This window comes from Mesorhizobium sp. AR02, assembly GCF_024746835.1.
GTDB lineage: Bacteria > Pseudomonadota > Alphaproteobacteria > Rhizobiales > Rhizobiaceae > Mesorhizobium.
This window is the reverse complement of sequence record NZ_CP080531.1, coordinates 3,449,765-3,473,242: the sequence shown is the minus strand read 5'-3', so window position 1 is coordinate 3,473,242 and position 23,478 is coordinate 3,449,765. Positions and strand designations below refer to the sequence as shown.

Genomic DNA, 23,478 nt, shown 5'->3' with positions numbered 1-23,478 from the left:
TCCTCACCTCCCCATGAAACGGGTGTTTGGACCGGAGACATCGCGAACAGGTGTGCGAGGACATCGCGAACAGTTTTGCGCTTTTGCGCGAGGGGGTTCGGGATGCCATTCGAGGACAGAAGCGCGATGAAGCAGAAGGAAGAGTTTGTGCGCCTGGCGCTAGCGCCTGGGGCGAATGTGAGCCTTTTGTGCCGGCGCTTCGGTATCGGCCGGACCTGTGGCCACAAGTTGCTTTCGCGCTATCGGATCGAGGGCGAGGCTGGACTGGTTGAGCAGTCTCGTCGGCCGCGGTCGAGCCCGGCACGCAGCGCGCCGGAGGTGGAAGCGGCAGCCGTTTCGGTGCGTGTGGCGCATCCCGCCTGGGGTGGGCGCAAGATCGCGCGCGTGCTCGCCCGCGAAGGTATTGGCACGCCGGCGGCCTCGACGGTGACCGGCATCCTGCGCCGCCACGGTATCGAACTGGGGGCGTTGGGCGGCGGAGCCCAGCCTTTCATTCGCTTCGAGCATGCCGCCCCCAACGACCTGTGGCAGATGGACTTCAAGGGGCACGTTGCCTTGCGTACCGGCCGGCTGCACCCGCTTACCGTGCTCGACGACCATTCGCGCTTCTCGGTCGCGCTGTCGGCTTGCGCCGACCAGACCACCGAGACCGTAAAAGCCCGGCTGATCACCGCCTTCCGTCGCTACGGACTGCCGTGGCGCATCGCCACCGACAATGGTCCGCCTTGGGGCGATGGCGGCCGCAACGACTTCACCTTGCTCACCGTCTGGCTGATCGAAACGGGCATCACCATGAGCCACTCCAGGCCTTGCCATCCGCAGACACTCGGCAAGGACGAGCGCTTCCATCGTTCGCTCAAGGCCGAGGCACTGCAGGGACCGCCCTTCGCCGATCTCGCCGAGGCCCAGGATGCATTCGACCAGTGGCGCCACGTCTACAACGCCCAGCGTCCCCACGACGCGCTGGACGGCGGCGTGCCGCTCGATCGCTACCAAGCCTCGCAGCGCCAGTATCGCGAAACTGTCGAGCCGTTCGAATACGCTAAGGACGATCTCATCCGCCGCGTTCAGCAGCACGGCTTCGTCTCCATTCTTGGCCGCTCAATGCGCTTGTGCAGGGCCTTCGCGGGAAAGTCCGTCGCCTTCAGGCCTACCAACACAGATGGCGTCTTCGACACATGGTTCAGACATCAGAAAATAGAAACCATCGACCTCAACACCTTGGCTCGATAGCATGCAAAACTGTTCGCGATGTCCTCGCACACCTGTTCGCGATGTCTCCGGTCCAAACAACGGGGAGAAGGGAGCTATCCCCGCCACACGCCTTCTTTCCTGAGATCATCCATCGTCCGCGAAATACCCTCGCGCAGAATCCCGACCATGTCGTCGATCTGCTCGCGCGTAATGATCAGCGGCGGCGACATCACGCACATGTTGATCAGCGGCCGCACCAGCAGGCCAAGTTCGTGGCAATGCGCGTCGATGCGTTTGCCGACATCCTTGTCGAGCTGCAGCGGATCCCTGCTTTCGCGGTCCGCCACGCATTCGACGCAGCCCATCAACCCGACGCCGCGCACCTCGCCGACCAGCGGCAGTTCCTCCAGCGTCTTCAGCTGCGCCTGGAAATAGGGGGCGACCGCTTGCGTATGGGCAAGCACGCCTTCTTCCAGCAGGTCGAGGTTTTTCAGCGCCACGGCGCAGCCGACCGGGTGGCTGGTGTAGGTCAGGCCATGGCCGAACATGGCATCGGGATGGTTCGAACGGCGCAACTCTTCAAGCAGCCGTTCCGAGATGATGACGCCGCCGAGCGGGAAATAGCCTGAGGTGACGCCCTTGGCGAAGGTGATCATGTCGGGGTCGATGCCGAAGACGTCGCCCGAGGCAAAGACATGGCCAAGCCGGCCAAAGCCCGTCACCACCTCGTCGGAGACATAGAGGATGTCGTTGTCGCGGCAGATTTCGCGGATGCGCTTGAGATAGCCGTCCGGCGGGATCACGACGCCTCCCGATGCCTGCACCGGCTCGCCGACGAAAGCACCAATCTTGTCGGCGCCGACACGGGCGACCGTATCGCGGAACTGATCGACCAGGAAATCGGTGAAGGCGGCAAGGCTCATGCCGTGCGGACGGCGGAACGGATCGGGCGAGGACAGCTTGATCACCAGCTCGTCGGCGCAGTCCATCCAGTCGCGGTCGCGCGGGCGGCCGTTGAGCGAGGCCGACAGATAGGTCGAGCCGTGATAGGCGCCACCGCGCGACAGGATCAGCTTCTTTTCCGGCCTGCCACGCACATTGTTGTAGAACTGCATGAAGCGCAGCGCCGTCTCCACGGCCGAAGAACCGCCGGTCGTATAGAAAACGTGGCTGAGATCGCCTGGCGCATGGCCGGCGATGCGCATGGCAAGTTCGGCCGACGGCGCGTTCATCGTGTACCAGGGCGTGTTGTAGGACAGCGCCATCGCCTGGTCGTACATCACCCTGGCCAGTTCCTCGCGGCGATGCCCGACATTGACGCACCACATGCCGGCCGGCCCATCGATCAGCCGCTTGCCGGTGTTGTCGGTGATGTAGATGCCATCGCCCTCGCCGATCAGCGCGCGCGCTTCGGCGCCGACGGAACCGGCATAAGGCCAGGGCTGGATGAGATGGCGCTTGCCCAGTTCAATGGCATCGTCGCCACCGGACGCTGCCATTTCGGTCGCCTTCAGGTCCCTCACCGCAGCCATTGTCGTCTCCACATCTCTTTCGATTTTTTCTTGAACTTCAAATTCGGCGGCAAATGCCGGAAATGGCGGCTTTCTTCACCTAATTTTGAATGTCCGTTCAATCAATATCGCAGAAATAGCGCTTGATTTCAATCCACGGATGCGCGCATGATGAAAGAAAGCCGGCAAGCTAGGAACGCGACCAGCAAAAGTGGTCACCGGTTTTGCGTTCGATCGCGTTCCAAAGATAAAGTGGGAACAAACAGCCGGCGTCAGCACAATGGGATGCGCATGGCGGAACAGTTCAGGCCAGCAACGGAGATCACGCCCGGAGCCCTGCCCCCCGGAGTCTGGCAATGACGGCGGCTGTGGAGGGGTCGCCCCCGTGGCGCATGACGCGGGCCAGACGAAATGCCCTTCTGCAATCCGAGCCCGTCCAGGGCTTTGCCCTGATCAGTCCGACCTTTCTCTACGCCCTCATCCTGCTGGTCCTGCCGATCCTGGTGGTCATCGCCCACTCCTTCTGGACGCAGCACTACCTGACCATCGACCGCACCTTCACACTGGAAAACTACCGCGTCGCGCTGACCGAGCCGATTTACCGCGATCTGTTGTGGCGCTCCCTCTACATCTCGCTGACGGTCAGCCTGTTCACCGTCATCCTCGCCTATCCGATCGCCTACTTCATTTCCTTCCATGGCGGCCGTCACAAGAGCCTGTGGCTGTTCCTCATCACCATCCCGTTCTGGACCAGCTATCTCCTGCGCGTGATGTCGTGGAAGGTCATTCTCGGCTATAATGGCGTGCTCAATTCCGGCCTGATGGGCCTTGGCATCATCGACGAGCCGTCGACGGCGCTGCTCTACAATTCAAGCGCCGTCATCATCACCCTCACCCACGCATGGGCGGCCTTCGCCATCCTGCCGATCTTCGTCTCGCTGGAAAAGGTCGACCGTACGCTGGTCGAAGCGGCCACCGATCTCGGCGATGGTCCCTTGCGCTCATTCCTGCGTGTGACCTTGCCGCTGTCGGCACCGGGCGTCATCTCGGCGGCGCTGATCGTCATGATCCCGACCGTTGGCGATTACGTCACGCCGAAGCTGGTCGGCGGCAAGGACGGGGTCATGATCGCCAACGCCATCCAGGCGCAGTTCGGCAAGGCGGCCAACTGGCCGCTGGGTGCCGCCCTTTCCGTCACCACCATGCTGATCGTCACCCTGATGGCGGGCGCCACCGTGCTGATCATCCGCGCACTGCAGAGGCTGGCACGATGAGGGCGCGGCGTTTCCTGTCGGGCGGCTGGCTGTCCGTCTATGCGTTCCTCTATGTCGTCTTCCTCTATCTGCCTGTCATCTTCCTGCCGATCTTCTCGATCAACACGGCGCCAACGCCAAAATTCCCGCTCACCGGCTTCACCCTGCAATGGTATGCGGACCTGCCGCACACGCCGGCCCTGCTCGACGCCGCCTGGAACAGCCTGAAAGTCGGCGTCTCGGCTTCGATCCTCGCTACGGTGCTTGGCATCCTCGCCGCGCGCTCCATCACCCGCTACCGCTACCCCGGCCGCCGCACGATCAACGGCCTGATCATGGCGCCGCTGGTGCTGCCTGAGGTGATCGTCGCCATCTCGATGCTGCTGGTGATGCTGCAGCTGGGCCTGAGCCTTTCGCTGTTCACCGTCGTGCTCGGCCACGTGCTGGTCTGCGTCCCCTATTCGATGACGGTGCTGACCTCCGGCTTCGAGGGTTTCGACCGCAGCCTGGAGGAAGCCTCCGCCGACCTCGGCGAAAGCGCCTTCGGCACCTTCCGCCGGGTGACGCTGCCGATGGTGGCACCGGCGATCATCTCCAGCCTGCTCGTCTGCTTCACCATTTCGCTCGACGAGTTCATCATCGCCTTCTTCCTGACCGGCACCGAAGCAACATTGCCGATCTACATCTGGGGCCAGTTGCGTTTCGCCTCGAAACTGCCGGGCGTGCTGGCGCTGGGCACGCTGCTGCTCGTTGCCTCTTTCCTGTTGATGACAATCGCCGAAATCCTGCGTCGCCGCGCGGCCAGACGCACCCAGAACGAGGGAGGCCTCTATGCCTGAACAGCCGCAAATCGAGCGCTCCCAATCTGATCGGGTCCAGTCTGATCGGGCCCAGTCTGATCGAGCAATGATCGAGATCCGCAACGTCACCCGCAGCTATGGATCGTTCAAGGCGCTGGACGACGCCTCCCTGACCATAAGGGAAGGCGAGTTCTTCTCGCTGCTCGGGCCGTCCGGCTGCGGCAAGACCACGCTTTTGCGCATGATCGCCGGCTTCGACAATCCGACCAGCGGCTCGATCGCCGTCGGCGGCCAGCCGATGGAAGGCATTCCGGCCAACCGCCGACCGACCAACATGGTGTTCCAGAGCTATGCGATCTTCCCGCACCTCAATGTCGAGCAGAACGTCGCCTACGGACTAAAACGGCTGAAGCTGCAAGGCGGCGAGGAAAAACGCCGCGTCGAGGAGGCGCTGGCGCAAGTGTCGCTGACCGGCCTCGGCAAGCGGCTGGCCACCGAACTGTCCGGCGGCCAGCGCCAGCGTGTGGCGCTCGCCCGCGCGCTGGTGATGCGTCCCAAGGTGCTGTTGCTCGACGAGCCGCTGTCGGCGCTGGACAAGAAGCTGCGCGAGCAGATGCAGGTCGAGCTGCGCCGCCTGCAGCAAGCGGTCGGCATCACCTTCGTGCTTGTCACCCACGACCAGTACGAGGCGCTCGCCATGTCCGACCGCATCGCCGTGATGTTCGGCGGCAGAATAGCGCAGGTCGCCTCGCCCAAGGAAATCTACCAGCGCCCGGTCAACCGCCAGGTCGCCGACTTCCTCGGCGGCATGAACTTCGTCAAGGCTGAGATCGTCGAGGAGAATGCCGCCTCATTGATCGTCGACACGCTGGGCTTCGGCCGCGTCAAGACCGACAAGCCGAAAGCCTTCGTGCGCAATGGCGGCGCCGCCACGCTGGGGATCCGCCCCGAGCGCCTGCGCGTTTTGTGGGACAATGCGACGGCAAAATTCGAGGTCGCGGGCAAGGTGGTCGAACGCCATTATTTCGGCGAAATCACCCATCTGATCGTCGAGATACCGGGGCTGGAAAAACCGCTGTCGGTGACGGAAACCAACGATTTCGGCGCCGACGATATTCCGGTCGGCACACCGATCCGCCTCGCCTACGATCCCGAAGCGCTGGTGGCAATGGGCGACTGAAGCTCGGCGATGATCTTGCGCGCCGCGATGCGGCCGGCAACGATCGCACCCTCGACATAGCCCGGGAATGACGGCGACAGTTCCGAAGCGGCGAAATGGACTGGCGGTGCACCCGCAAGAATCGTCCGCTCCGCATCCCTGGCCGTCACGTCGACAATGAGGTCACTATAGGCGCCACCGCTCCAGCGGTCCTGTATCCAGTCGCGTGAGCTGAAATCGATGGCATCGCCGGCATCCGGCCCGAGGGCTTCCTGCAATCGGGTGGTCACTTCCGCACGCAGTGCCGCTGCGTCGAGCGCACGCCAGCGCAGCGCGAGCGGCCCGCCGACGAAGACGACGAGCGCGGCATGCTCCGCGTCCCTGCTGGCGTCGCAGGCAAACAGCCCCGGCAGGTCGCGCCACATCACCATGCCGCTCAAGTCCCGCTCGCGCCAGAACGGCTTGGCGTAGCGCACCAGGATCTTGATCACCGCGCCGCTTTCCCAGACGCCAAGCGCCTGCCCGAGAGAGGGCGGCAAAGCGGGCGCGAAGTCGAGCTTCGCGGCCGTCGCCGGCGGCAGGGCGACCAGCACTTGACGCGCTTCGATCGCGCCGTTGGCCGAGACGACACGAACGCCTTGCGGCCCGTGCTCGATGCGCGTGGCCGGTTCGCTGAGCCGCAACCGGTCGCCGAGATCACCAGAAAGATCTTCGGCCAGCGACTGCATGGTCTCGCGCAGAGAATACTGGAGCTCCGGCACCTCGTTGGTGATGCGCCGGTCATTGTCGATCAGGTGCCAGAGCGGCACCTTGTCCATCGGCAGGCACCACAGGCCTTCGATCACCGACCGGAAAGCGGTCTTGGCATCGATGGGATCATGCTGGCGTTCGAGCCAAGCCGCGACTGTCATGCCTTCTATCGACGGATCGTCCGGCTCGATGCCGTTCATCCGCTCCCGGATCGCCATCGCGCCGTGATAGGTCCGCTTGGCGTCCTTGGCCGACATCGACGGATGGGTGATGAAATCGCCCTCGACATAGGTTTCAACGAATGTCTTGCCGCGCGCCTTCGCCAGCGCCATCACTTCCGGCATGTCCTCGCACAGGAACTGACCACCGCTGTCGATGCGCTCACCAAGTCCGTTGTGTCTGGCTTCGACCCGCCCGCCGACGCGATTGCGTGCCTCGAGCAGCAGGAAGCCGACGCCGGCCTGCTTCAGCTCAAGCGCCGCCGACAGGCCGGTGAAACCGGCGCCGACGATGACGACGTCGGTTCTTTGCAGTTCGCTCGTCAATAGCCGGCCTTGATCTTCTCGAACTCGTCGACCATGCGCTTCTTCAGTTCGGGCGCGACCGGCTGCTGGAACAGCGTCTTGTCGAGGAACTTGTCGATGTCGTCGAAACCGCGCTCGGCCAGCACCTTGTGGTCGACCGCGGCCATGCCGGCGCTGTTGCCATGGCCGTAGCCGAACGTCGTGACCATGTATTTGGAAATGTCCGGCGCATTGACCGCGCTCAGGAAATCATAGGCCTGGTCGAGCTTGCCCGGCGCGTCCTTCATCAGCACATAGCCGCACACCCAGGTCGACATGCCTTCCCTGGTGTCGCGGTTCATGGCAACGGGAACACCTTGCCCGTTCATCGCGATCAGTGTCTGGCCCCAGCCCCAGGCGAGATCGACCTCATTGCCGGAAAAAGCCTGGTCGATGTCGCTCGAGTCTGTCCAGTAGAGACGGACGTTCTTGTGCACCTGGCGCAGGAAATCGGACGCCTCCTTGAACTGCGCGTCGGTCATCTTGGTCCAGTCCTTCAGGCCGATGACCAGGCTTGCCAGCGCGTAGGCGTCGTCGACATTGTCGCCGATAGTGACGCGGCCCTTGAACTTCGGATCGGCCAGGATCCTCAGCGATTGCGCCTCTTGAGCCGTCACATTGTCGGTACGGTAGAGCAGTGCCGTATTGCCCCAGTCGAACGGCATGAACCAGGCCTTGCCGTCAGCGGTGGTGGTGAGGTTCTTCATCGCCATGATGCCGGGATTGAGGTCCTTCCAGCCGGCAATCCGGGAGGTGTCGAGCGGCTGCAACAGGCCCGCGTCACGCCATTTCGCCACGCTTTGCGAACAGGGATGGGCAATGTCGGTCTTGAAGCCCGCTCGCATCTTCTCGAAGGCCTCATCCTCGTCGCCGAAGAAGGCAAAGGTCGGCTCGGCGCCGTGTTTGGCGGTGTAGGCGGGGTGCAGCAGCGGATCCTCGTAACCGGACCAGTCGAACACCACGAGATCGCCGCCACCTTCCGCCCAGGCATAGGCCGCGCCGGCGCCGATCGTGCAGGCGGCGGCAAGTGCCAGGCGGCGTAGCATTGGCGTCATGGCAAAACTCCCCCATCGCGAAAAAGCTGCTGCGAGGTTAGGAGAAATCGCCAGCTTTGGCGAGGCCCGTCCGTCCGCGCTGTCGGCGGCGGACGGGCAGTCGAGACGAGATCAATATCCGGCTTTGATCTTCTCGAATTCGGCGATCATCTTCAACTTGAGGTCAGACGGCAGCGGCGACTGGAACAGCGTCTTGTCGACGAATTTCTGCACGTCGTCATAGCCCTTTTCTTTCAAGATCGCCGGATCGACGCCGGCCATGCCCTTGGCGTTGGCCTGGCCATAGCCCCAGTCCTTGACCAGCACCTTGGCAGTCTCCGGATCGTTGACGGCGTTCAGATAATCATAGGCCTTGTCGATGTTGCCGGGCGCGTCCTTGAACAACACATAGCCGCAGACCCAGGTCGAGATGCCTTCATTGGTATCCTTTACCGACTTGATCGGCACGCCTGCCTTGACCGACTGCACCGTCGCATCGTTCCAGGCCCAGGCGAGATCGACCTCGCCGCCGCTCAACAGCTGGACGATGTCGGTGGTGTCGGTCCAGTAGGAGCGGACGTTCTTGTGCACCTGGCGCAGGAAGTCGGACGCCTGCTTGAACTGGTCGTCCGTCATCTTGGTCCAGTCCCTCAGGCCGATGGCCAAGCTCGCCAGCGCATAGGCGTCATCGACATTGTCGCCGATCGACACGCGGCCCTTGAACTTCGGATCGGCGAATGCCTTCAGCGACTGCACGTCCTTGGCGTCGATCTTGGAGGAGTTGTAGGTGAGCTGTGTGTTGCCCCAGTCCCACGGCATGAACCACGCCTTGCCGTCATCGGTCGTGGCGAGATTTTTCATCGCCATGATGCCGGGATTGAGGTCCTTCCAGCCCGCGATCTTCGATGTGTCGAGCGGTTGCAGCAGGCCTGCCTCGCGCCACTTCGTCACGCTCTGCGAGCAGGGGTGACCGAGATCGGCCTTGAAGCCGGAGCGCACCTTCTCGAAGGCCTCATCCTCGTCGCCGAAGAAGGCGAAGGTCGGCGAATCGCCGTTCTTCTCGACATATTTCGGGTGGAAGCTCGGATCCTCGTAACCGGACCAGTCGAACACGATCAAGTCCTTGTCGGCGGCGACGGCGAACGCTGCCGCCGAAGCCGCAAGCGCGCCGCCCAGCGCCAATGTCAATGTCAGGCGTCGGCTAAGTTTCTTCATGCTGTTCCATCCTCTTTTGGTCTTGCCGGTCTTGGCGGCCGGCCTGTTGCTAACCGTAATGCTTCGGGAAGGCAGCGGCCAAAAAAGCGTTGGCCGCCTGCAAGGCTGTTTCGCGCGTTGTGTCCTCGGTGCCCATCATCAGCCGCAGCCACAGCCCCTCCAGCATGGCCGACAGCGCCAGCGCCATCACCTGCGGCTCATAGTCATACGCGCCGCTCTGCTTGAGCGTCGTGCAGAGATCGATGAAGACCTGCTGGTAATAAGCATCGCGCGAACTGCTCAGCGCCTGATAGGTCGGCCGCGACTTGGCCTCGCCCCAAAAGGCCAGCCAGGCGGCGAGCTTGCGCTTATTGCAGATCGAGCGGTCGAAGTCGGCCCACACCAGTTGCTGCAGCTGCCGCGCCGGATCGTCGCCTGCCTTCTGCAGGGAGGCGCGCCAATGCGCCGAATACTCGTCATACATGTGCTGCAGCGTCGCGATCAGCAGCTTTTCCTTGCTCTCGAAATGGAAGTTGACGATGCCACGCGAGAGGCCCGCGCCATCGGCGACATCGGCCATCGTCGTCTCGGCGTAGCCGCGCTTGGCCAGCGAATCGATCGTCGCCTCGATCAGCTGCAGCTGACGGACCTCCTTCGAAGCCTTGCGGCCGCGCTTTTCGGCATCGCTCTTTCGCGCCGTTTCGGCGAGAATGTCCCTGGCCTCGGAAGTCTTCATGGATGTGACGGTCTCCAGCATGCCGGCTATCCAACCGGCTTCCAACCGCGCAGATGAGTGGGGCGGTGCTCGCCACTGTCAAGCACCTTCTGCATGGCCTCCCAGGTCTTGATGTTCTTGTCAACATAGGCCACGCCGACCACGGCGGCGACCGGTGCATAGAGCGGTCCTTTCAGCCTCTCCAGCTCGCCGCGAGCGACCTCGCGGTACCAGGGGTTGCGGTCTCTGACGGTGACATCGGCAAAGCCAGCCCGGCGCATCGCCTGCGCATAGCGCGCCGGCGAGGCCATGGCGAAGGACAGCCCCTCGGCGGCGACGTAGGCCTTCATCTCGGGTGACGGTTCGCCGTCATGCCCAATCATCCAGTTGGAAGCGGCAAAGACGCCGCCCGGCTTCAGTACGCGGAAGATTTCGGCGAACAGGCCGTCCTTGTCGGGCACATGCAGCAGCGCATCCTTGGAAAAGACGACATCGAAGGAGCGATCGGCGAATGGCAGCGGTCCGGGTGGGGCCTGAACGAAGCTGGCGCGGTCCGCCAGCCCGCGCGCGGCGGCCCGCTGCCTGGCCGCCTCGATCACCGGCTGCTCGACATCGAAGCCGATGGCGTGGGCGGCGCCATGGCGCTCGATCAGATGCAGCGCAATGCCGCCGGAGCCGCAGCCGATATCGAGGATCGTCTTGCCTTTGAGCGAAAGTCCGTCGACCACCAGGTCGACCTCTTCAGGTCCGCCCGGCGACAAGTAACCCTCGCCCCACAGCGCCTCGAGGAAGCGGATGGCGGTGTCGTCATACTCGGCATCTGCCGTTTCGATCATCAGCCCTCGATCCTCAATCGATGAATGCTCAGTTCGAACGCCAGCAAAGCCTAGCGCATGCCTGGGAAAACGCAACATAATTTGTTGAACATTCATTCAGAATGGCTGGACAAAACGGCTGATACCATGCCAAATTCCACACATTCGGGAACAGATCACGCAAAAATGAACAGCGGATCGCACATGAGAATTGAGCCACAATGAAAGCTTGGGACGCGATCATCATCGGCGGCGGACACAACGGCCTGGTCAACGCCTGCTATCTGCAGCGCGCCGGGCTCGACGTGCTGGTGGTCGAGAAGAACGACTGGGTCGGCGGTGCCGCCACCAGCCGCGAGCTGACACCGGGTTTCCTCTACTCCAACTGCTCCTATGTCTGCTCGCTGTTCCGCCCGGAGATCATGCGCGACCTCGAACTGCCGCGCTTTGGCCTGCAGGTCATCTCCTACGAGGGCGGCGCGGTGTTCACCCGCGACGGCGACTACCTCGCCAACTACCGCGACCACGACGCACACCGGCGCGAGTTCGCCCGCTTCTCCAGGCGCGATGCCGAAGCCTATGACCGCTACGCCCGCGACGTGACGCGGCAGTGCCGTTTCATCCAGCCGCTGCTGATGCGCACCGCACCCGACCCGACCAGCCTCAAGCCGCGCGATCTCGGCGAATTGCTCTATCTCGGCAAGAAGTTTGCCGGCCTTTCAGCTGAAGAAATGGCGCTGACGCTGCGCTTCTGGACGATGTCGATCTCGGAATTCCTCGACGAATATTTCGAGACCGATGTCATCAAGGCGAACTTCGCGCTGTCCGGCATCATCGGCACCGCTCTGGGGCCAATGTCGCCCGGCACGGCTTACGTGCTGCTGCACCACTATATGGGCGAAGTCGACGGCTCGGTCGGCGCCTGGGGCTATGCACGCGGCGGCATGGGCGCGGTCACCAAGGCGCTGGCCGCGTCGTTCAAGGCCTCGGGCGGAACGATCCGCACCGGCGCCGAGGTCGACCATGTGCTGGTGAACCGGGGCAAGGCGAAAGGCGTGGTGCTGGCCGGCGGCGAGGAGATCTACGGCAAGCTCGTCGTCTCCAATGCCGATGTGAAGCGCACCTTCCTGAAACTGGTCGAGGAAAAGGAACTGCCCGACATCTTCCTGCGGCGGGTGAAGAACTTCAAGATCCGTGGCTCCTCGGGCAAGGTCAACATCGCACTCGATTCGCTGCCGGAATTCCCGGCACTGCCGAAGGATTCGCCAGTCTATCGCGGCGACATGCATTTCACCGATTCGATGGAACGCATGGAGCGTGCCTATGACGATTGGAAAGCCGGGCGCTGGTCGGCCGACCCGTTCCTCGACATGGTGATCCCAACGACGCTGGACCCAACGATGGCGCCGCCCGGCAAGCACTTCATGAGCTGCTTCGTGCAGTATGCGCCGCCAAAGGTGAACGGCCGAGAATGGACCGACGCCGACCGCGACGGCTTCGCCGAGAGCGTGATCGCGCAGATCGCTGACTATTCGCCGGGCTTCCGCGACCGCATCGTCCACATGGAAGTGCGCACGCCGCGCGAGATCGAGGCCGAGGTCGGCCTCACCGAAGGCAACATCTTTCAGGGCGAACTGACTTTCGACCAGTTGCTGTTCAACCGCCCGGTGCCAGGCTACGCGCAATATCGCTCGCCGGTTGGCGGCCTCTATATGTGCGGCTCCTCGACCCATCCCGGCGGCGGTGTCATGGGCGCGCCCGGCCGCAATGCCGCCGCCGAAATCCTGCGCGATCTCGCCAAATCCACCTCGCATATGAGCCCGGCCCATGACGTCATTTAATGCAATCGTCATCGGCGGCGGCCACAATGGCCTCGTCGCCGCCGCGACTTTGGCGAAAGCAGGCCGCAAGGTGCTGGTGCTGGAGGCTGGAAGCGAAGTAGGCGGCGCCGCGCGCACCGAGGAATTCGCCCCGGGCTTTCGCGTCTCCTCGGTCGCTCATGTGCTGAATCGCCTGCATCCCGATGTGGTGAAGACGCTGGAACTGGAGAAGCATGGGCTGCAATTCGCCCGCGCCGACTTCCTGCCGTCGGTTGCCCTGTCCAGGGATGGCCCAGCGCTTATGCTGCATGGCGCCTATGGCGAGGTGCTGACCGGCGCCAGTCCCTCCGAACAGTCAGCCTGGAAGGAGTTGCGCGCGCAGCTGCTGCGCTATGCCGGCATCCTGAAGCCGTTCCTCTCCCGCCGGCCGCCCGATCTCGCCGGCATGTCGTTGCTCGAGACCGCTGCCCTCGGCCAGACGGCGCTGGCGCTGAAAAAACTCGGCAAGGAAGACATGCGCGACTTCCTGCGTGTGTTGCTGATGAATGTCGCCGACCTGCTCGACGAGCAGCTTGCCGATATCAGGCTGAAGGGACTGCTCGCCTTCGACGCGATGCTGGGCAGCCATCTCGGCCCGCGCTCGCCGACCTCGCTGCTAGGCCTCTACTATCGCCTCGCCGGCGAGACTGGCGGAGCGGCTGGCGCGCAAATGCTGCCGCGAGGCGGCATGGGCGCTGTCGTCGCCGCCATTCGTGCTTCGGCGGAGAGGGCCGGTGTCACCATCCGCACATCGGTTGCCGTGGCAAAAATCATCGTCGAGAAAGGCCGCGCCGTCGGCGTCGCGCTCGACACTGGCGAGGAACTGCGCGCCAGGACCATTGTCTCGGCCATCAATCCGGCAACCACCTTCCTCGACCTTGTCGGGCCGCGCGAGATCGACACCGGCTTCGTGCGCAAGGTGAAAAACATCCGCATGAAGGGTGATGCCGCCAAGCTTCATCTGGCGCTCGATCGGCCGCCGCAATTCACCGGTGCCGATGCCGCCGCTCACAAGGGCCGGCTGGTCATCGCGCCCTCGTCCGATCACGTCGAGCGCGCCTTCAACCCGTCCAAATATGGCGAGTTCTCACCCGAGCCGGTGATGGAGATCACGCTGCCCAGCCTTGCCGATCCGCCACTCGCACCCGCCGGCGCCTGCGTGCTGTCAGCGGTCGTGCAATACGCGCCCTATGCACTGAAAGAGGGCTGGGATTCCGGCAAGCCGAAATTCCTCAAGGCTGTTATGGCGCAACTCGAGGCTTACGCACCCGGCATCGGCAAGAGCGTCGTCCACGCCGAGCTTCTGACGCCGGCCGATATCGAGACACGCTATCGCATGCCAGGCGGCCACTGGCATCACGGCGAATTGCAGGCCGACCAGATGCTGATCTCGCGTCCCGTCTCCGGCTGGTCGGGTTACGACACGCCGCTCGAAGGGCTGTTCCTGGCCGGCGCCGGCTCGCATCCGGGTGGCGGTGTTTCCGGTGCGCCGGGGCTCAATGCCGCACGACGCATCATGGCGATGAAGGGATAGGTCATGGCCCAAGCGACCAGGAAGAAGCCCGTTGCAAAGACAGCCAATGCGGCTGTTTCGGCCCGCATCGCCGCGCAAGATCATTTCCGCACACTGCGCCTCGGCACGCCGTTCCAGCCGCGCCTCGACGCGCTGGCCAAAACCCAGGACTGGTACAATTGGGCCGGCTACCGCGCGCCGCATTCGCTGTGGGACGAGGAGCTCGAATACTTCGCCATCCGCAGCCAGGCGGCGCTGTTCGACATCTCGCCGATGACCAAATACCGGATCGAAGGGCCGGATGCCGAAGCCTTCCTCGACCGGGTTACCTTGCGCGACGTGACGAAACTCAAACCCGGCCGCGTCCACTACACCGCGTGGTGCGATGACGAGGGTTTCGTCCTCGATGATGGCACTCTGTTCAGGTTATCGCCAACGCGCTTCCGCTTGTGTTCGCAGGAGCGGCATCTGCCATGGCTGCTCGACAGCGCCATCGGTTTCAACGTCAAGGTCGAGGAAGAAACCGAGGCCGTCGCCGGGCTCGCGCTGCAGGGGCCAACCTCCTTCGCCGTGCTGCGCGATGCCGGCTTTGCCGGCATCGAGAGATTGAAGATCTTTGACCTTGCCGATTTCCCGCATGACGGCGGCACCGTCAGCATCTCGCGCACCGGCTTCACCGGCGATCTCGGCTATGAACTCTTCGTGCCGGCCGGCAAGGCGCTAAGCCTGTGGGACCGGCTGATGATAGCGGGCGAACTGCGCGGCATCCGCGCCATCGGCTACACTGCGCTCAACCGCGCGCGGCTCGAGGCCGGGCTGATCGTTGCCAATGCCGACTTCACCACCGCCGAACACGCCATCCGCGCCGGCCGCTTGCGCAGGCCCGACGAGATCGGCCTCGGCTTCATGATCGATCTGGAAAAAGGCCATTTCAACGGTCGCCGCGCCATTCTCGAAGCGCGCGCCAAGCGCAAGCTGCGCCATGTGCTGGTCGGACTGGAGATCGAAGGCAACATCCCGGCCGAACACGCCATCGTCTACCACAAGAAAAGCCAGGAGGTTGGCCTGGTCAGCGCCGCCATGTGGTCGCCGATGGCCAAACGCAACATCGCCATCGCCTCGCTGGCGCGGCCTTACGGTGATACCATGGTCGAGGACCTCTGGGTCGAGATCTACGCCATGCGCGAGTTGCAGTATCAGAAGCTGATGAAACGGGCCAAGGTGGTGACGCGGCCGTTCATCAAGCTCGACCGCCGCACCGCCAATCCGCCGGCGGATTTCTGACCATGGCCGACGAAGCGGACAAGCAGCAGGAAGATGGGGAAGCCGCCGAACAGTGGGAGCTGGTCAACACTCCGCTCGGCGAGAAATGGTCGGGCCGCACGCGCTACGCTGCAGCCATGTTCTTCTACAAGCGTGGCGAGATGAGCGCCGAGACGCTGGAGGTCTACCGCATCTGCGCGCGGCTCGATTCGGAAAACCCGCTGTCGATCATCCGCGACCGCGGCGTCGGCAAGGACTGGCTCAAGAGGATCGGTTTCGAGTAGCGCCTACACGCTATCCAATGGTTCTTTCCAGCATGCTCAACCAATTGCGATAGGCGATCTTCTCGATCAGGGCACGGCCAAAACCGCGCGCCGCCAACGCATCGATCAGCTTCGGCAGGCCGGCGACGTCACCGATGACGGCCGGGATCATGGCGCCGTCGAAATCCGAACCGAGGCCAACGCCGTCCTCGCCCAGTGCCTGCAGCAGGGAATCGACATGACGCACCATGATGTCGAGGCTGGTGTCGGCATTCATGCGGCCATCCTCGCGCAGGAAGCCAGTGGCGAAGTTGAGCCCCACCATGCCTCCGGACTCGCGGATCGCGCCGAGCTGCCAGTCGGTGAGGTTGCGCGAATGGCCGCAGATCGCATGCACATTGGAATGGGTGGCGACCAATGGTCCATCACTAAGCGCAACCACGTCGCGAAAACCCTTCTCGTTGAGATGCGAAAGATCGATCATGATCTTCAACTCATTGCAGGCCTTGACCAGCGCCTTGCCAGCATCGGTCAGCCCTGGGCCGGTGTCGGGCGAGGATGGAAAGCGGAACGGCACACCGTGGCCGAAAGCATTCGGCCGGCTCCAGACGATGCCGAGCGAGCGCAGGCCGGCCGCATGCAGCACATCGAGCATGGTGAGTTCGGGATCGATCGCCTCGACGCCTTCGATATGGAACACCGCGGCAATCGTGCCTTTGGCCATCGCGTTGTGTATGTCGGCGGCAGTGCGGCAGACGGCAAGCGCTCCGGCCCGTTCGAGCCGGAACAGGATCGAGGCCATCGCGATCGTCGAGTTGAGCGCGTCGGCGCGCGGCACCTCCGGCGGCAGCGGCTCGCTGTCGCTCGGCGCCAAGGGTACGGCGCTGCGCCTGGCTTTCTCGACCGGCGGCGGGAAGATGGCGAACATGCCGCCGGCAAAGCCGCCTGCCTTGGCGCGCGGCAGATCGATATGGCCGCCCGACTTGCCTTCGATGAACAGCTTTTCGACGTCCGTGTCCTTCGACTGATACAGCCTAAGCAGCGTATCATTGTGGCCGTCGAAGACGGGGACAAGGTCTGTTTCGGTCATCAGGGGATCATTCAGTTCGTTTGTCGGCACGGCGATATATCATATCTAGGCAAGATATCCGGTCGCGGCAAATGACAAAGCTATCGACAGCAGCGCCCGCCGCTTTTTCCCATGCGTACCGATCGACGAAGAGCCTGCGCGCACCTACTGCTTCAGGACGTCGGCCCATTCCGGATGCCGACGGAATTGCGCGTTGGCGAACGGGCAAAGCGGGATGATCTTCTTGCCCGCCGCGCGCGCGTCCTCAACGGCCCGGTTGACGAGCCTAAGCCCGGCACCCTGGCCGCGAAACGCGTCCGGTACTTCCGTGTGGTCGATGATGATCTGGTGCTCACCGATCTTGGTGAAGGTCATCTCGGCCTCGGCACCGCCAGGCCCGCGCAGGACATAACGGCCCTTGGAGCCGCGATCCTCCAGTTCGATCTCGGGCAATTGGTCAGGCATTTTTTGCTCCTTCGGCCGGCATGGCGGACAGGAACCGCCGGGCCGCCTCGATTTCATTTGGCCGCACCTCGTGCCCGCCTTCGTGCCACTCCACTGTGACATCGGCGCCGTCGGCGCGCAAATAGGCTTCGAGCCGCGCCGTCAGGTTCGGCGGGCAGATCGGATCGCGCTTGCCGGCGGTCACCAGGATGTGGCGGCCGGCAAGGCTGCCCTTGACCTCCGGTTCGAATGGAATCAGCGGATGCATCAGAACCGTGGCGTCGAACAGCTCAGGCTCCGCGAACACCACCGAGGCCAGGATGTTGGCGCCGTTGGAATAGCCGAGGCCAAGCACCGCCGACGGCTTTGCCGCTCCGACATGGGCCGCGACGACATGCGCCTTGACGAAGTCAGCCATCCTGTCCGTCGCCCGCGCCAGGTCGCCCATGTCATAGACGCCCTCGCCGGTGCGGCGGAAGAAGCGCGCCGCACCGTATTCAGACACATCGCCGCGCGGCGAGATGATGGTGGCCTGGGGCACCAGATCGCGCCCCAGCGAGACGAGCTGGCTCTCGTCGCCCCCCGTGCCATGGAAGACAAAAAGCAAAGGACCGCCCAGCGAGCCGGGCAGCATCTTGTTGATGTAAGCGTCCTTGCTCATGGCCTCAGCCTTCCAGCTTCTGCAGGTGCTGTTCAAGATAGGGCCGCAAATGCTGGTGCTGCGTCGGCAGCTTCAGCGCTTCGCCCAGATGCGCGGTGTCCTCATCGCGGTCGAAACCCGGCTCGTTGGTGGCGACTTCGAACAGCACGCCGCCCGGCGTGCGGAAATAGATCGCCCAGAAATAATCGCGGTCGATCACCGGCGTCACCCCATAGCCCGTATCCATCAACGCCTTGCGCACTTCGAGCTGCTTGGCGCGGTTCTCGACGGCGAAGGCGACATGGTGGACCGAGCCGGCGCCGAGATCGGCGAAGGCCGCGGTCGGCAGCGATTCGATGTCGACGACATCGGCGCCATTGCCGTTCTTCACGGCAAGCCGCCTGACATTGCCTGATCTGTCGACTTCCTCGTAGCCCATGAATTTCAACAGCTCCTCGGTGGCGCCGCCATCCTTCAGCCTGAGCGAAACCGAGTGAAAGCCACGGATCGCTTCGTCGGTCGGAATGCCGCCTTTGGCCCAGGGCGCTCTGCTGTCGGCCTTGTCCTCTACGAGCGCGAAACCGTCGCCGTCGGGCCCGGCAAATCTGAGCCGCTTCTCGCCAAAACTCTCCTCGCGGGAAACACCGGCCACGCCTTCGTCAGTAAAGCGCTTCTCCCAATAGGCGAGCGTGCCTTCCGGCACGGAGTAGACCGTGGTGCCGACCTCGCCGACGCCATGACGGCCCTTGCCGATGTTGGGAAACGGAAAATAGGTCATCACCGAACCCGGCGTGCCGGCCTCATCGCCATAATAGAGGTGGTAGACGTCGGGCGCGTCGAAATTGACTGTCTTCTTGACCCGGCGCAGGCCGAGCTTGTGGGTGAAGAAATCATTGTTCTGCCGCGCATCCCTGGCCATCGAGGTGACGTGATGCAGGCCCTTGATCTGGTCGAGCATTGTCTTGCTCCTTCCTTGGTGTTCGTGCGGCCCTTGCCGCTGTCCACGCCAATATGAGGACACCACCGCTGGCGGCAAAGGCGGCAAACACAGAATGGACTGTGCTTTAAAAGTGAACAATCAAAACAGTTTTGTTCACCAATTGACTAATGCGGACGGTCTTGCGCCCTTGCCGGAAATCGGTTCCATGAGCGGCATTCGAACCTCCAGCGAAAGGTATCGCGAGTGACAGGAAACGCCAGGCGTCCGAACGTTCTCCTGATCACCTGCGACCAGTGGCGCGGCGATTGCCTGTCGGCTGCCGGCCATCCCGTGGTGAAGACGCCGAACGCCGACGCACTCGCCGCCGAGGGCGTGCTGTTCGAGCGCCACTATGGCGGCGCGGCGCCCTGTTCGCCGGCGCGTGCCTGCCTCTACACCGGTCTCTACCAGATGAACAACCGCGTCTGCCGTAACGGCTCGCCGCTTGATGCTCGCCACGGCAATATCGCGCTGTATGCCCGGGCCATCGGTTACGATCCGACACTGTTCGGCTACACCGACGTGTCGCTCGATCCACGCCTGCTGGCCCCTGGCGATCCAAGGCTGAAAAGCTATGAAGGCGTTCTGCCTGGATTCACTGTGCGACAGCTGCTGCCTGAGCATCAGAAGCAATGGCTCTCCTGGCTGAAGCAGCAGGGCATCGATGCCAGCGCCGGATCTCCGGGCATCCACCGTCCCGTGGACGAGGAAAACGACACCGACGCCGTGACCGAGGCGCCGCCAATCTATTCGAAAGATCATACGCCGACGGCTTTCCTTGCCGGTGAGTTCATCCGCTGGCTCGGCGAGCAGGAGCAGGCCACGCCCTGGTTCGCGCATCTCTCCTTCATCAGCCCCCACCCACCCTTCATCGTGCCGGAGCCCTACAACACTCTATACGATCCGGCCGATGGCCCGGCCTTTCACCGCGCGGAGAGCTGGCGGGCTGAAGCTCAAAGCCACCCCTATCTCGCCTACGATCTCAGCCGGCAGAAACGCGCGAAGTTCCGCCCCGGCGCTACAGGCAAGGTGCACGACTGGAGCGAGGACGATTTCCGCCGCATCCGGGCGATTTATTACGGCATGATCTCGGAGGTCGACGCACAGCTTGGCCTGATATGGCAGGCGCTCAAGATTTCGGCCACCTGGGACGACACCGTCATTGTGCTGACCTCGGACCACGCCGAGATGATGGGCGACCATTTCATGCTGGGCAAGGGCGGCTACTTCGACGGCAGCTACCACATCCCGCTGATCATTCGCGATCCGCGACATGGCAAGGCTGCTGGCAACACGGTCGATCGCTTCACCGAAGCGGTAGACATCTTGCCCACGCTGATAGACCTGCTTGGCGAGCCGCCCGAACCACATCTCGACGGATACTCGCTGAAACCATTCCTGAGCGGTGGAACCCCCGCTATCTGGCGCGACGCCGCGCATTGGGAGTTCGATTTCCGCTCGATCGCCGGGGGCGAGGCCGAGCAGCATTTCGGCATTGCCTCGCGCCAGTGCAACCTCGCAGTCATCCGCACCAAAAAATTCAAATACGTGCATTTTGGCGGCGGTTTGCCACCCTTGCTTTTCAACGTCGAAACAGACCCTGGCGAACTGACCAACCTCGCCACCAGCCCCGCGCATCTCTCCACCCGTCTGGAATTCGCCGAGCGGCTTCTCGCCTGGCGGGCCGAACATCTCGACCAGTCACTGGCGCTGGCGGAATTGACGGAAAATGGCGTGGTTGGCCATGTCGGCAGGGCAGTAAGGGAATAGGGCAATAAGGCAGTATGTTTGGGTGTATCGGCATCGACGCCGCACCCTACTGCCCTACTGCCCTACTGCCCTACTGCCCTACTGCCCTACTGCCCTACTGCCCTACTGCCCTACTGCCCTACTGCCCTACTGCCCTACTGCCCTACTGCCTACCGAAGTATCAACCGCTGCTGGTCGCGCTTCTCGGCATAACTGCCCTTGTCATAGGCAGGCTGTGCCTCGAGCTGTTCCTTGGTGAAGGTCGTGTAAAGATACTTCTTGCCGTCCTTGTCGGTCATGAACTTCAGATTATCCAGGCCGACCGCCACTTCCTTCTGGCCGATGCCAAGGAAACCTCCGACATTGACGATCACCGCATCGGTCTTCTTGTCAGGCGTCAGCACGACATCGCCGATCTCACCGACCTTGGCGTCATTGGCGCCATAGACCGTCGCGCCCTTCAGATCGTCGGCTCTGATCTCGCCGACCGGCATCTCCGTCAGCGTCGATTTGTCGATGGCCGCAGTCTGTGTCTGGTCGGGAGCGGCGGCATCAGGGGCCGTAGCCGCTGGCGCCTCGGCAGTCCTATCCGCGGGTGCGGCAGCAGGAGCCGTGGTAGCGGCCGGCGCGGTTGCCGCCGGCTCATTGGATGCCGTCGTTGCCGGCACCGGGTCATAGGCCTTGCGGTTGAAATCCGGCTGCGCCTGCAGCTCTTCCTTGGTGGTCTGCGCAACCAGCCAGCGGTCGCCGTTCTTCTCGGCCCACTGTGCCTTGCTGAAATCATAGGTGACGTTCTTGGCACCGAGGCCAAGGAACCCACCCACGCCGATGACCAGGGATTCGGCCTTGCCTTCCCTCGTCAGCACGATGTCGTTGACGCTGCCGATGTTCTGGGCGTCATCGCCGGTGCCGTTGTAGACGGTCTCGCCAATGATGTTGGTGGCAAGGTTGCCGTCGGCGCGCTTCACCGGTTCGGCCGGGGCGGCATTCATGTCGACAGGTTTCTGCGCGGTATCCGTTGTCGCGGGCGCTGCTGCATCCGGCGAAGTGGCGGGTGCCGGCGCGGGCCCATAGGGCTTGCTGTCGAATTCCGGATGCGCCGTCAGTTCATCCTTGCTTGTCTGGGCAACCAGCCAGCGATCGCCGTTCTTCTCGGCCCACTGCAGCTTGTCGTAGTCGAAGGCGACATTCTTCGCCCCGATGCCCAGAAAGCCGCCGACGCCGATGACGACGGATTTCGCCATGCCATCTTTGTCGAAGACGACATCGCTGACCTTGCCGATGCTCTCGGCATCATCGCCGGTGCCGTTGTAGACGGATTCCCCGATGATGTTGGTGACGATACTGCCTTCGGCGCGCGGCACCGGAGCGGTGGCCGCAGGCTCCTGGACGGACGGCGCGGCGGCAGGTGCGGGGCTCGCCGCACTCTGCGCGAAGGCGCCGGTCGCGATCAGCGTTGCGAGTGCGGTCGTGGCTAAAAGGGTGCGGATCATGATGGTCTCTCCTGATGCGTCATTTCATGCACGCCGCGCCCGGTTGAACCGTCGCTGCGAGATCGGACGCGGCATCTCGATGGGTTTACAACGTCGTGACCATGCTGTTGTTCCGACAAAACACGTCCCGGCATTCGTACTCAAAACCACCAGCGGAAGCATGAGAGCCATGGGTTGCAACCGCTGATTCCGCGCTGCCGGAACCTTTCCTGCCTCGCCGCGTTTCAGCCTTCGGCTGGGCGCGCCCCGGCCGGGTTGGACTGAGCCAACGGAGCAGGGCATGAAATTTGCGGCGGTGCTGAACCGGGACGGCGGCACCTTGCGCACCACCGACCTCGCCGCTTTTTCCGACAGGATGCGTCAGACGCTGGAAGCGGCGGGCCACTCCCTGAGCATCGACGTGGTTGCCGGCAAGGACGTGGTGGAAGGCCTCGACAGCGCTGCTTCGCGCCGCACCGTCGATGTCGTGCTGGCAGGTGGCGGCGACGGAACCATTTCAGCGGCGGCCGCCAGGCTGATGGGTAAGAAAAAGGCGCTTGCCATACTGCCGGCCGGCACCATGAACCTGTTCGCGCGTGGCCTCGGCATTCCGCAGTCGCTTGACGCCGCGCTGAAATCCTTCACCGACGGCGAGATCATCGCGGTCGACATGGCCATCGCCAACGGTCGGCCCTTCGTCCATCAGTTCTCGATCGGCATGCATGCGAAGATGGTGCAGCTGCGCCAGGGAATGGAATTCGGTTCGCGCCTGGGCAAGATCGGGGCTTCGGCCAAGGCGGCGTGGGCGACGATCAAGAACCCGCCGGCGATGAACGTCACGCTCGGCATCGGCGAAGCCGAGATGACGGCGCGCATATCAGGCATCGGCGTCACCAACAATCTGTTCGGCGAGGGCCATCTTCCCTATGCGGACAACCCTTCGGGCGGCGTGCTCGGCATCTATGTCACGGTGGCGCAGCAGCGCGCCGAACTGGTGAAGTTCCTCTTCAATGTGGCGCGCGGCAAATGGCGCGACAACGAGCATGTCGAAATCCATCAATCCGACCGGACCGTCCTGAAAATCCATTCCGGCAGCAGAAAGTTCCGCGCCGTCATGGATGGCGAACTGGTCGGGCTCGAGCGTGAGACAACGATTGAAATCCGGCCCGGCGCGCTGAATGTCCTGGTGCCGGCCAGCATTGCCGAGGCAAAGGCGGCCTGATGCGATCTCGAATGATG

The 23,478-nt window shown here is 63.3% G+C and carries 21 protein-coding genes; 10 read left to right on the top strand and 11 right to left on the bottom strand.

Features of this window, described 5'->3' with window-relative positions; all coding sequences use genetic code 11:
• The first annotated feature begins 102 nt into the window (after positions 1-102).
• Positions 103-1,233: an IS481 family transposase gene (locus DBIPINDM_RS21010; RefSeq protein WP_258582414.1), complete on the top strand. Its 1,131-nt coding sequence runs from the start codon at positions 103-105 to the stop codon at positions 1,231-1,233.
• A gap of 74 nt (positions 1,234-1,307) precedes the next feature.
• On the opposite strand, the gene DBIPINDM_RS21005 is transcribed toward DBIPINDM_RS21010, so the two are convergent.
• Positions 1,308-2,726: an aminotransferase gene (locus DBIPINDM_RS21005; RefSeq protein ID WP_258589004.1), complete on the bottom strand. Its 1,419-nt coding sequence runs from the start codon at positions 2,724-2,726 to the stop codon at positions 1,308-1,310.
• Positions 2,727-3,061: 335 nt separating this feature from the next.
• Between DBIPINDM_RS21005 and DBIPINDM_RS21000 the strand changes: the two genes are divergently transcribed.
• From DBIPINDM_RS21000 to DBIPINDM_RS20990, 3 genes are all read left to right on the top strand, one after another.
• Positions 3,062-3,979, top strand: coding sequence for an ABC transporter permease (locus DBIPINDM_RS21000; protein WP_258589003.1), 918 nt, complete (start codon positions 3,062-3,064; stop codon positions 3,977-3,979).
• Positions 3,976-4,797 (top strand): ABC transporter permease, encoded by an 822-nt coding sequence (locus DBIPINDM_RS20995; RefSeq protein ID WP_258589002.1) that lies wholly within the window; start codon positions 3,976-3,978, stop codon positions 4,795-4,797. The genes DBIPINDM_RS21000 and DBIPINDM_RS20995 overlap by 4 nt, the downstream gene beginning before the upstream one ends.
• A 67-nt stretch (positions 4,798-4,864) precedes the next feature.
• A complete protein-coding gene (locus DBIPINDM_RS20990) occupies positions 4,865-5,938 on the top strand; it encodes an ABC transporter ATP-binding protein (RefSeq protein ID WP_258589001.1) in 1,074 nt (357 codons plus the stop codon).
• On the opposite strand, the gene DBIPINDM_RS20985 is transcribed toward DBIPINDM_RS20990, so the two are convergent.
• The 5 genes from DBIPINDM_RS20985 to DBIPINDM_RS20965 form a co-directional block, all read right to left on the bottom strand.
• Complete coding sequence (locus tag DBIPINDM_RS20985; RefSeq protein ID WP_258589000.1) at positions 5,902-7,212, bottom strand: flavin monoamine oxidase family protein; 1,311 nt, start codon at positions 7,210-7,212, stop codon at positions 5,902-5,904. The two genes, DBIPINDM_RS20990 and DBIPINDM_RS20985, sit on opposite strands and share 37 nt — an antisense overlap.
• Entirely contained in the window at positions 7,209-8,285 is a 1,077-nt protein-coding gene (locus DBIPINDM_RS20980) for an extracellular solute-binding protein (protein ID WP_258588999.1), read from the bottom strand. The genes DBIPINDM_RS20985 and DBIPINDM_RS20980 overlap by 4 nt, the downstream gene beginning before the upstream one ends.
• Before the next feature lie 111 nt (positions 8,286-8,396).
• Positions 8,397-9,479, bottom strand: coding sequence for an ABC transporter substrate-binding protein (locus tag DBIPINDM_RS20975; RefSeq protein ID WP_258588998.1), 1,083 nt, complete (start codon positions 9,477-9,479; stop codon positions 8,397-8,399).
• A gap of 49 nt (positions 9,480-9,528) precedes the next feature.
• Positions 9,529-10,215, bottom strand: coding sequence for a transcriptional regulator BetI (betI, locus tag DBIPINDM_RS20970; RefSeq protein WP_258588997.1), 687 nt, complete (start codon positions 10,213-10,215; stop codon positions 9,529-9,531).
• Positions 10,216-10,220: 5 nt separating this feature from the next.
• A complete protein-coding gene (locus DBIPINDM_RS20965; protein ID WP_258588996.1) occupies positions 10,221-11,009 on the bottom strand; it encodes a methyltransferase domain-containing protein in 789 nt (262 codons plus the stop codon).
• 200 nt (positions 11,010-11,209) lie between these two features.
• Between DBIPINDM_RS20965 and DBIPINDM_RS20960 the strand changes: the two genes are divergently transcribed.
• From DBIPINDM_RS20960 to DBIPINDM_RS20945, 4 genes are read left to right on the top strand one after another with little or no spacing between them, the layout of a single operon-like run.
• Positions 11,210-12,829 (top strand): phytoene desaturase family protein, encoded by a 1,620-nt coding sequence (locus DBIPINDM_RS20960; protein ID WP_258588995.1) that lies wholly within the window; start codon positions 11,210-11,212, stop codon positions 12,827-12,829.
• Positions 12,816-14,381, top strand: coding sequence for a phytoene desaturase family protein (locus DBIPINDM_RS20955; protein ID WP_258588994.1), 1,566 nt, complete (start codon positions 12,816-12,818; stop codon positions 14,379-14,381). The genes DBIPINDM_RS20960 and DBIPINDM_RS20955 overlap by 14 nt, the downstream gene beginning before the upstream one ends.
• 3 nt (positions 14,382-14,384) lie before the next feature.
• On the top strand, positions 14,385-15,644 hold the full coding sequence (locus DBIPINDM_RS20950; RefSeq protein WP_258588993.1) for an aminomethyltransferase family protein: 1,260 nt from the start codon (positions 14,385-14,387) through the stop codon (positions 15,642-15,644).
• A 2-nt stretch (positions 15,645-15,646) separates the two neighbouring features.
• The gene (locus tag DBIPINDM_RS20945; RefSeq protein ID WP_258588992.1) at positions 15,647-15,907 is read left to right on the top strand and encodes a hypothetical protein; all 261 of its coding nucleotides are present in this window, start codon (positions 15,647-15,649) and stop codon (positions 15,905-15,907) included.
• A gap of 10 nt (positions 15,908-15,917) precedes the next feature.
• Here the strand turns inward: DBIPINDM_RS20945 and DBIPINDM_RS20940 are convergent, their stop codons facing one another.
• From DBIPINDM_RS20940 to DBIPINDM_RS20925, 4 genes are all read right to left on the bottom strand, one after another.
• A complete protein-coding gene (locus tag DBIPINDM_RS20940; RefSeq protein WP_258588991.1) occupies positions 15,918-16,976 on the bottom strand; it encodes a dipeptidase in 1,059 nt (352 codons plus the stop codon).
• Between the two features lie 144 nt (positions 16,977-17,120).
• Positions 17,121-17,420, bottom strand: coding sequence for a GNAT family N-acetyltransferase (locus DBIPINDM_RS20935; RefSeq protein WP_258588990.1), 300 nt, complete (start codon positions 17,418-17,420; stop codon positions 17,121-17,123).
• Positions 17,413-18,060: an alpha/beta hydrolase gene (locus DBIPINDM_RS20930; protein ID WP_258588989.1), complete on the bottom strand. Its 648-nt coding sequence runs from the start codon at positions 18,058-18,060 to the stop codon at positions 17,413-17,415. Before DBIPINDM_RS20930 ends, DBIPINDM_RS20935 begins: the two co-directional genes overlap by 8 nt.
• 4 nt (positions 18,061-18,064) lie before the next feature.
• Positions 18,065-18,997 carry a VOC family protein gene (locus DBIPINDM_RS20925; protein WP_258588988.1) on the bottom strand — a complete coding sequence of 311 codons (933 nt, stop codon included), beginning with the start codon at positions 18,995-18,997 and terminating at the stop codon, positions 18,065-18,067.
• Positions 18,998-19,222: 225 nt separating this feature from the next.
• On the opposite strand from DBIPINDM_RS20925, the gene DBIPINDM_RS20920 reads away from it, so the two are divergent.
• Positions 19,223-20,788, top strand: a complete 1,566-nt coding sequence (locus DBIPINDM_RS20920; protein ID WP_258588987.1) for an alkaline phosphatase family protein — start codon at positions 19,223-19,225, stop codon at positions 20,786-20,788.
• 149 nt (positions 20,789-20,937) lie between these two features.
• Here the strand turns inward: DBIPINDM_RS20920 and DBIPINDM_RS20915 are convergent, their stop codons facing one another.
• On the bottom strand, positions 20,938-22,260 hold the full coding sequence (locus DBIPINDM_RS20915; RefSeq protein WP_258588986.1) for a PRC-barrel domain-containing protein: 1,323 nt from the start codon (positions 22,258-22,260) through the stop codon (positions 20,938-20,940).
• Between the two features lie 280 nt (positions 22,261-22,540).
• Here DBIPINDM_RS20915 and DBIPINDM_RS20910 point away from each other — a divergent pair, with 280 nt between their 5' ends.
• A complete protein-coding gene (locus tag DBIPINDM_RS20910; RefSeq protein WP_258588985.1) occupies positions 22,541-23,461 on the top strand; it encodes a diacylglycerol/lipid kinase family protein in 921 nt (306 codons plus the stop codon).
• Positions 23,462-23,478 lie beyond the last annotated feature (17 nt).

Bases quoted from the DNA above. Each gene is read 5' to 3' on its own strand.
- DBIPINDM_RS20960 (WP_258588995.1), top strand. From the start codon at position 11,210: ATGAAAGCTTGGGACGCGATCATCATCGGCGGCGGACACAACGGCCTG.
- DBIPINDM_RS20950 (WP_258588993.1), top strand. From the start codon at position 14,385: ATGGCCCAAGCGACCAGGAAGAAGCCCGTTGCAAAGACAGCCAATGCG.
- DBIPINDM_RS20925 (WP_258588988.1), bottom strand. From the start codon at position 18,997: ATGCTCGACCAGATCAAGGGCCTGCATCACGTCACCTCGATGGCCAGG.
- DBIPINDM_RS21005 (WP_258589004.1), bottom strand. From the start codon at position 2,726: ATGGCTGCGGTGAGGGACCTGAAGGCGACCGAAATGGCAGCGTCCGGT.
- DBIPINDM_RS20945 (WP_258588992.1), top strand. From the start codon at position 15,647: ATGGCCGACGAAGCGGACAAGCAGCAGGAAGATGGGGAAGCCGCCGAA.
- DBIPINDM_RS21000 (WP_258589003.1), top strand. From the start codon at position 3,062: ATGACGGCGGCTGTGGAGGGGTCGCCCCCGTGGCGCATGACGCGGGCC.
- DBIPINDM_RS21010 (WP_258582414.1), top strand. From the start codon at position 103: ATGCCATTCGAGGACAGAAGCGCGATGAAGCAGAAGGAAGAGTTTGTG.
- DBIPINDM_RS20965 (WP_258588996.1), bottom strand. From the start codon at position 11,009: ATGATCGAAACGGCAGATGCCGAGTATGACGACACCGCCATCCGCTTC.
- DBIPINDM_RS20955 (WP_258588994.1), top strand. From the start codon at position 12,816: ATGACGTCATTTAATGCAATCGTCATCGGCGGCGGCCACAATGGCCTC.
- DBIPINDM_RS20975 (WP_258588998.1), bottom strand. From the start codon at position 9,479: ATGAAGAAACTTAGCCGACGCCTGACATTGACATTGGCGCTGGGCGGC.
- DBIPINDM_RS20990 (WP_258589001.1), top strand. From the start codon at position 4,865: ATGATCGAGATCCGCAACGTCACCCGCAGCTATGGATCGTTCAAGGCG.
- DBIPINDM_RS20940 (WP_258588991.1), bottom strand. From the start codon at position 16,976: ATGACCGAAACAGACCTTGTCCCCGTCTTCGACGGCCACAATGATACG.
- DBIPINDM_RS20980 (WP_258588999.1), bottom strand. From the start codon at position 8,285: ATGACGCCAATGCTACGCCGCCTGGCACTTGCCGCCGCCTGCACGATC.
- DBIPINDM_RS20995 (WP_258589002.1), top strand. From the start codon at position 3,976: ATGAGGGCGCGGCGTTTCCTGTCGGGCGGCTGGCTGTCCGTCTATGCG.
- DBIPINDM_RS20915 (WP_258588986.1), bottom strand. From the start codon at position 22,260: ATGATCCGCACCCTTTTAGCCACGACCGCACTCGCAACGCTGATCGCG.
- DBIPINDM_RS20930 (WP_258588989.1), bottom strand. From the start codon at position 18,060: ATGAGCAAGGACGCTTACATCAACAAGATGCTGCCCGGCTCGCTGGGC.
- DBIPINDM_RS20910 (WP_258588985.1), top strand. From the start codon at position 22,541: ATGAAATTTGCGGCGGTGCTGAACCGGGACGGCGGCACCTTGCGCACC.
- betI (WP_258588997.1), bottom strand. From the start codon at position 10,215: ATGCTGGAGACCGTCACATCCATGAAGACTTCCGAGGCCAGGGACATT.
- DBIPINDM_RS20935 (WP_258588990.1), bottom strand. From the start codon at position 17,420: ATGCCTGACCAATTGCCCGAGATCGAACTGGAGGATCGCGGCTCCAAG.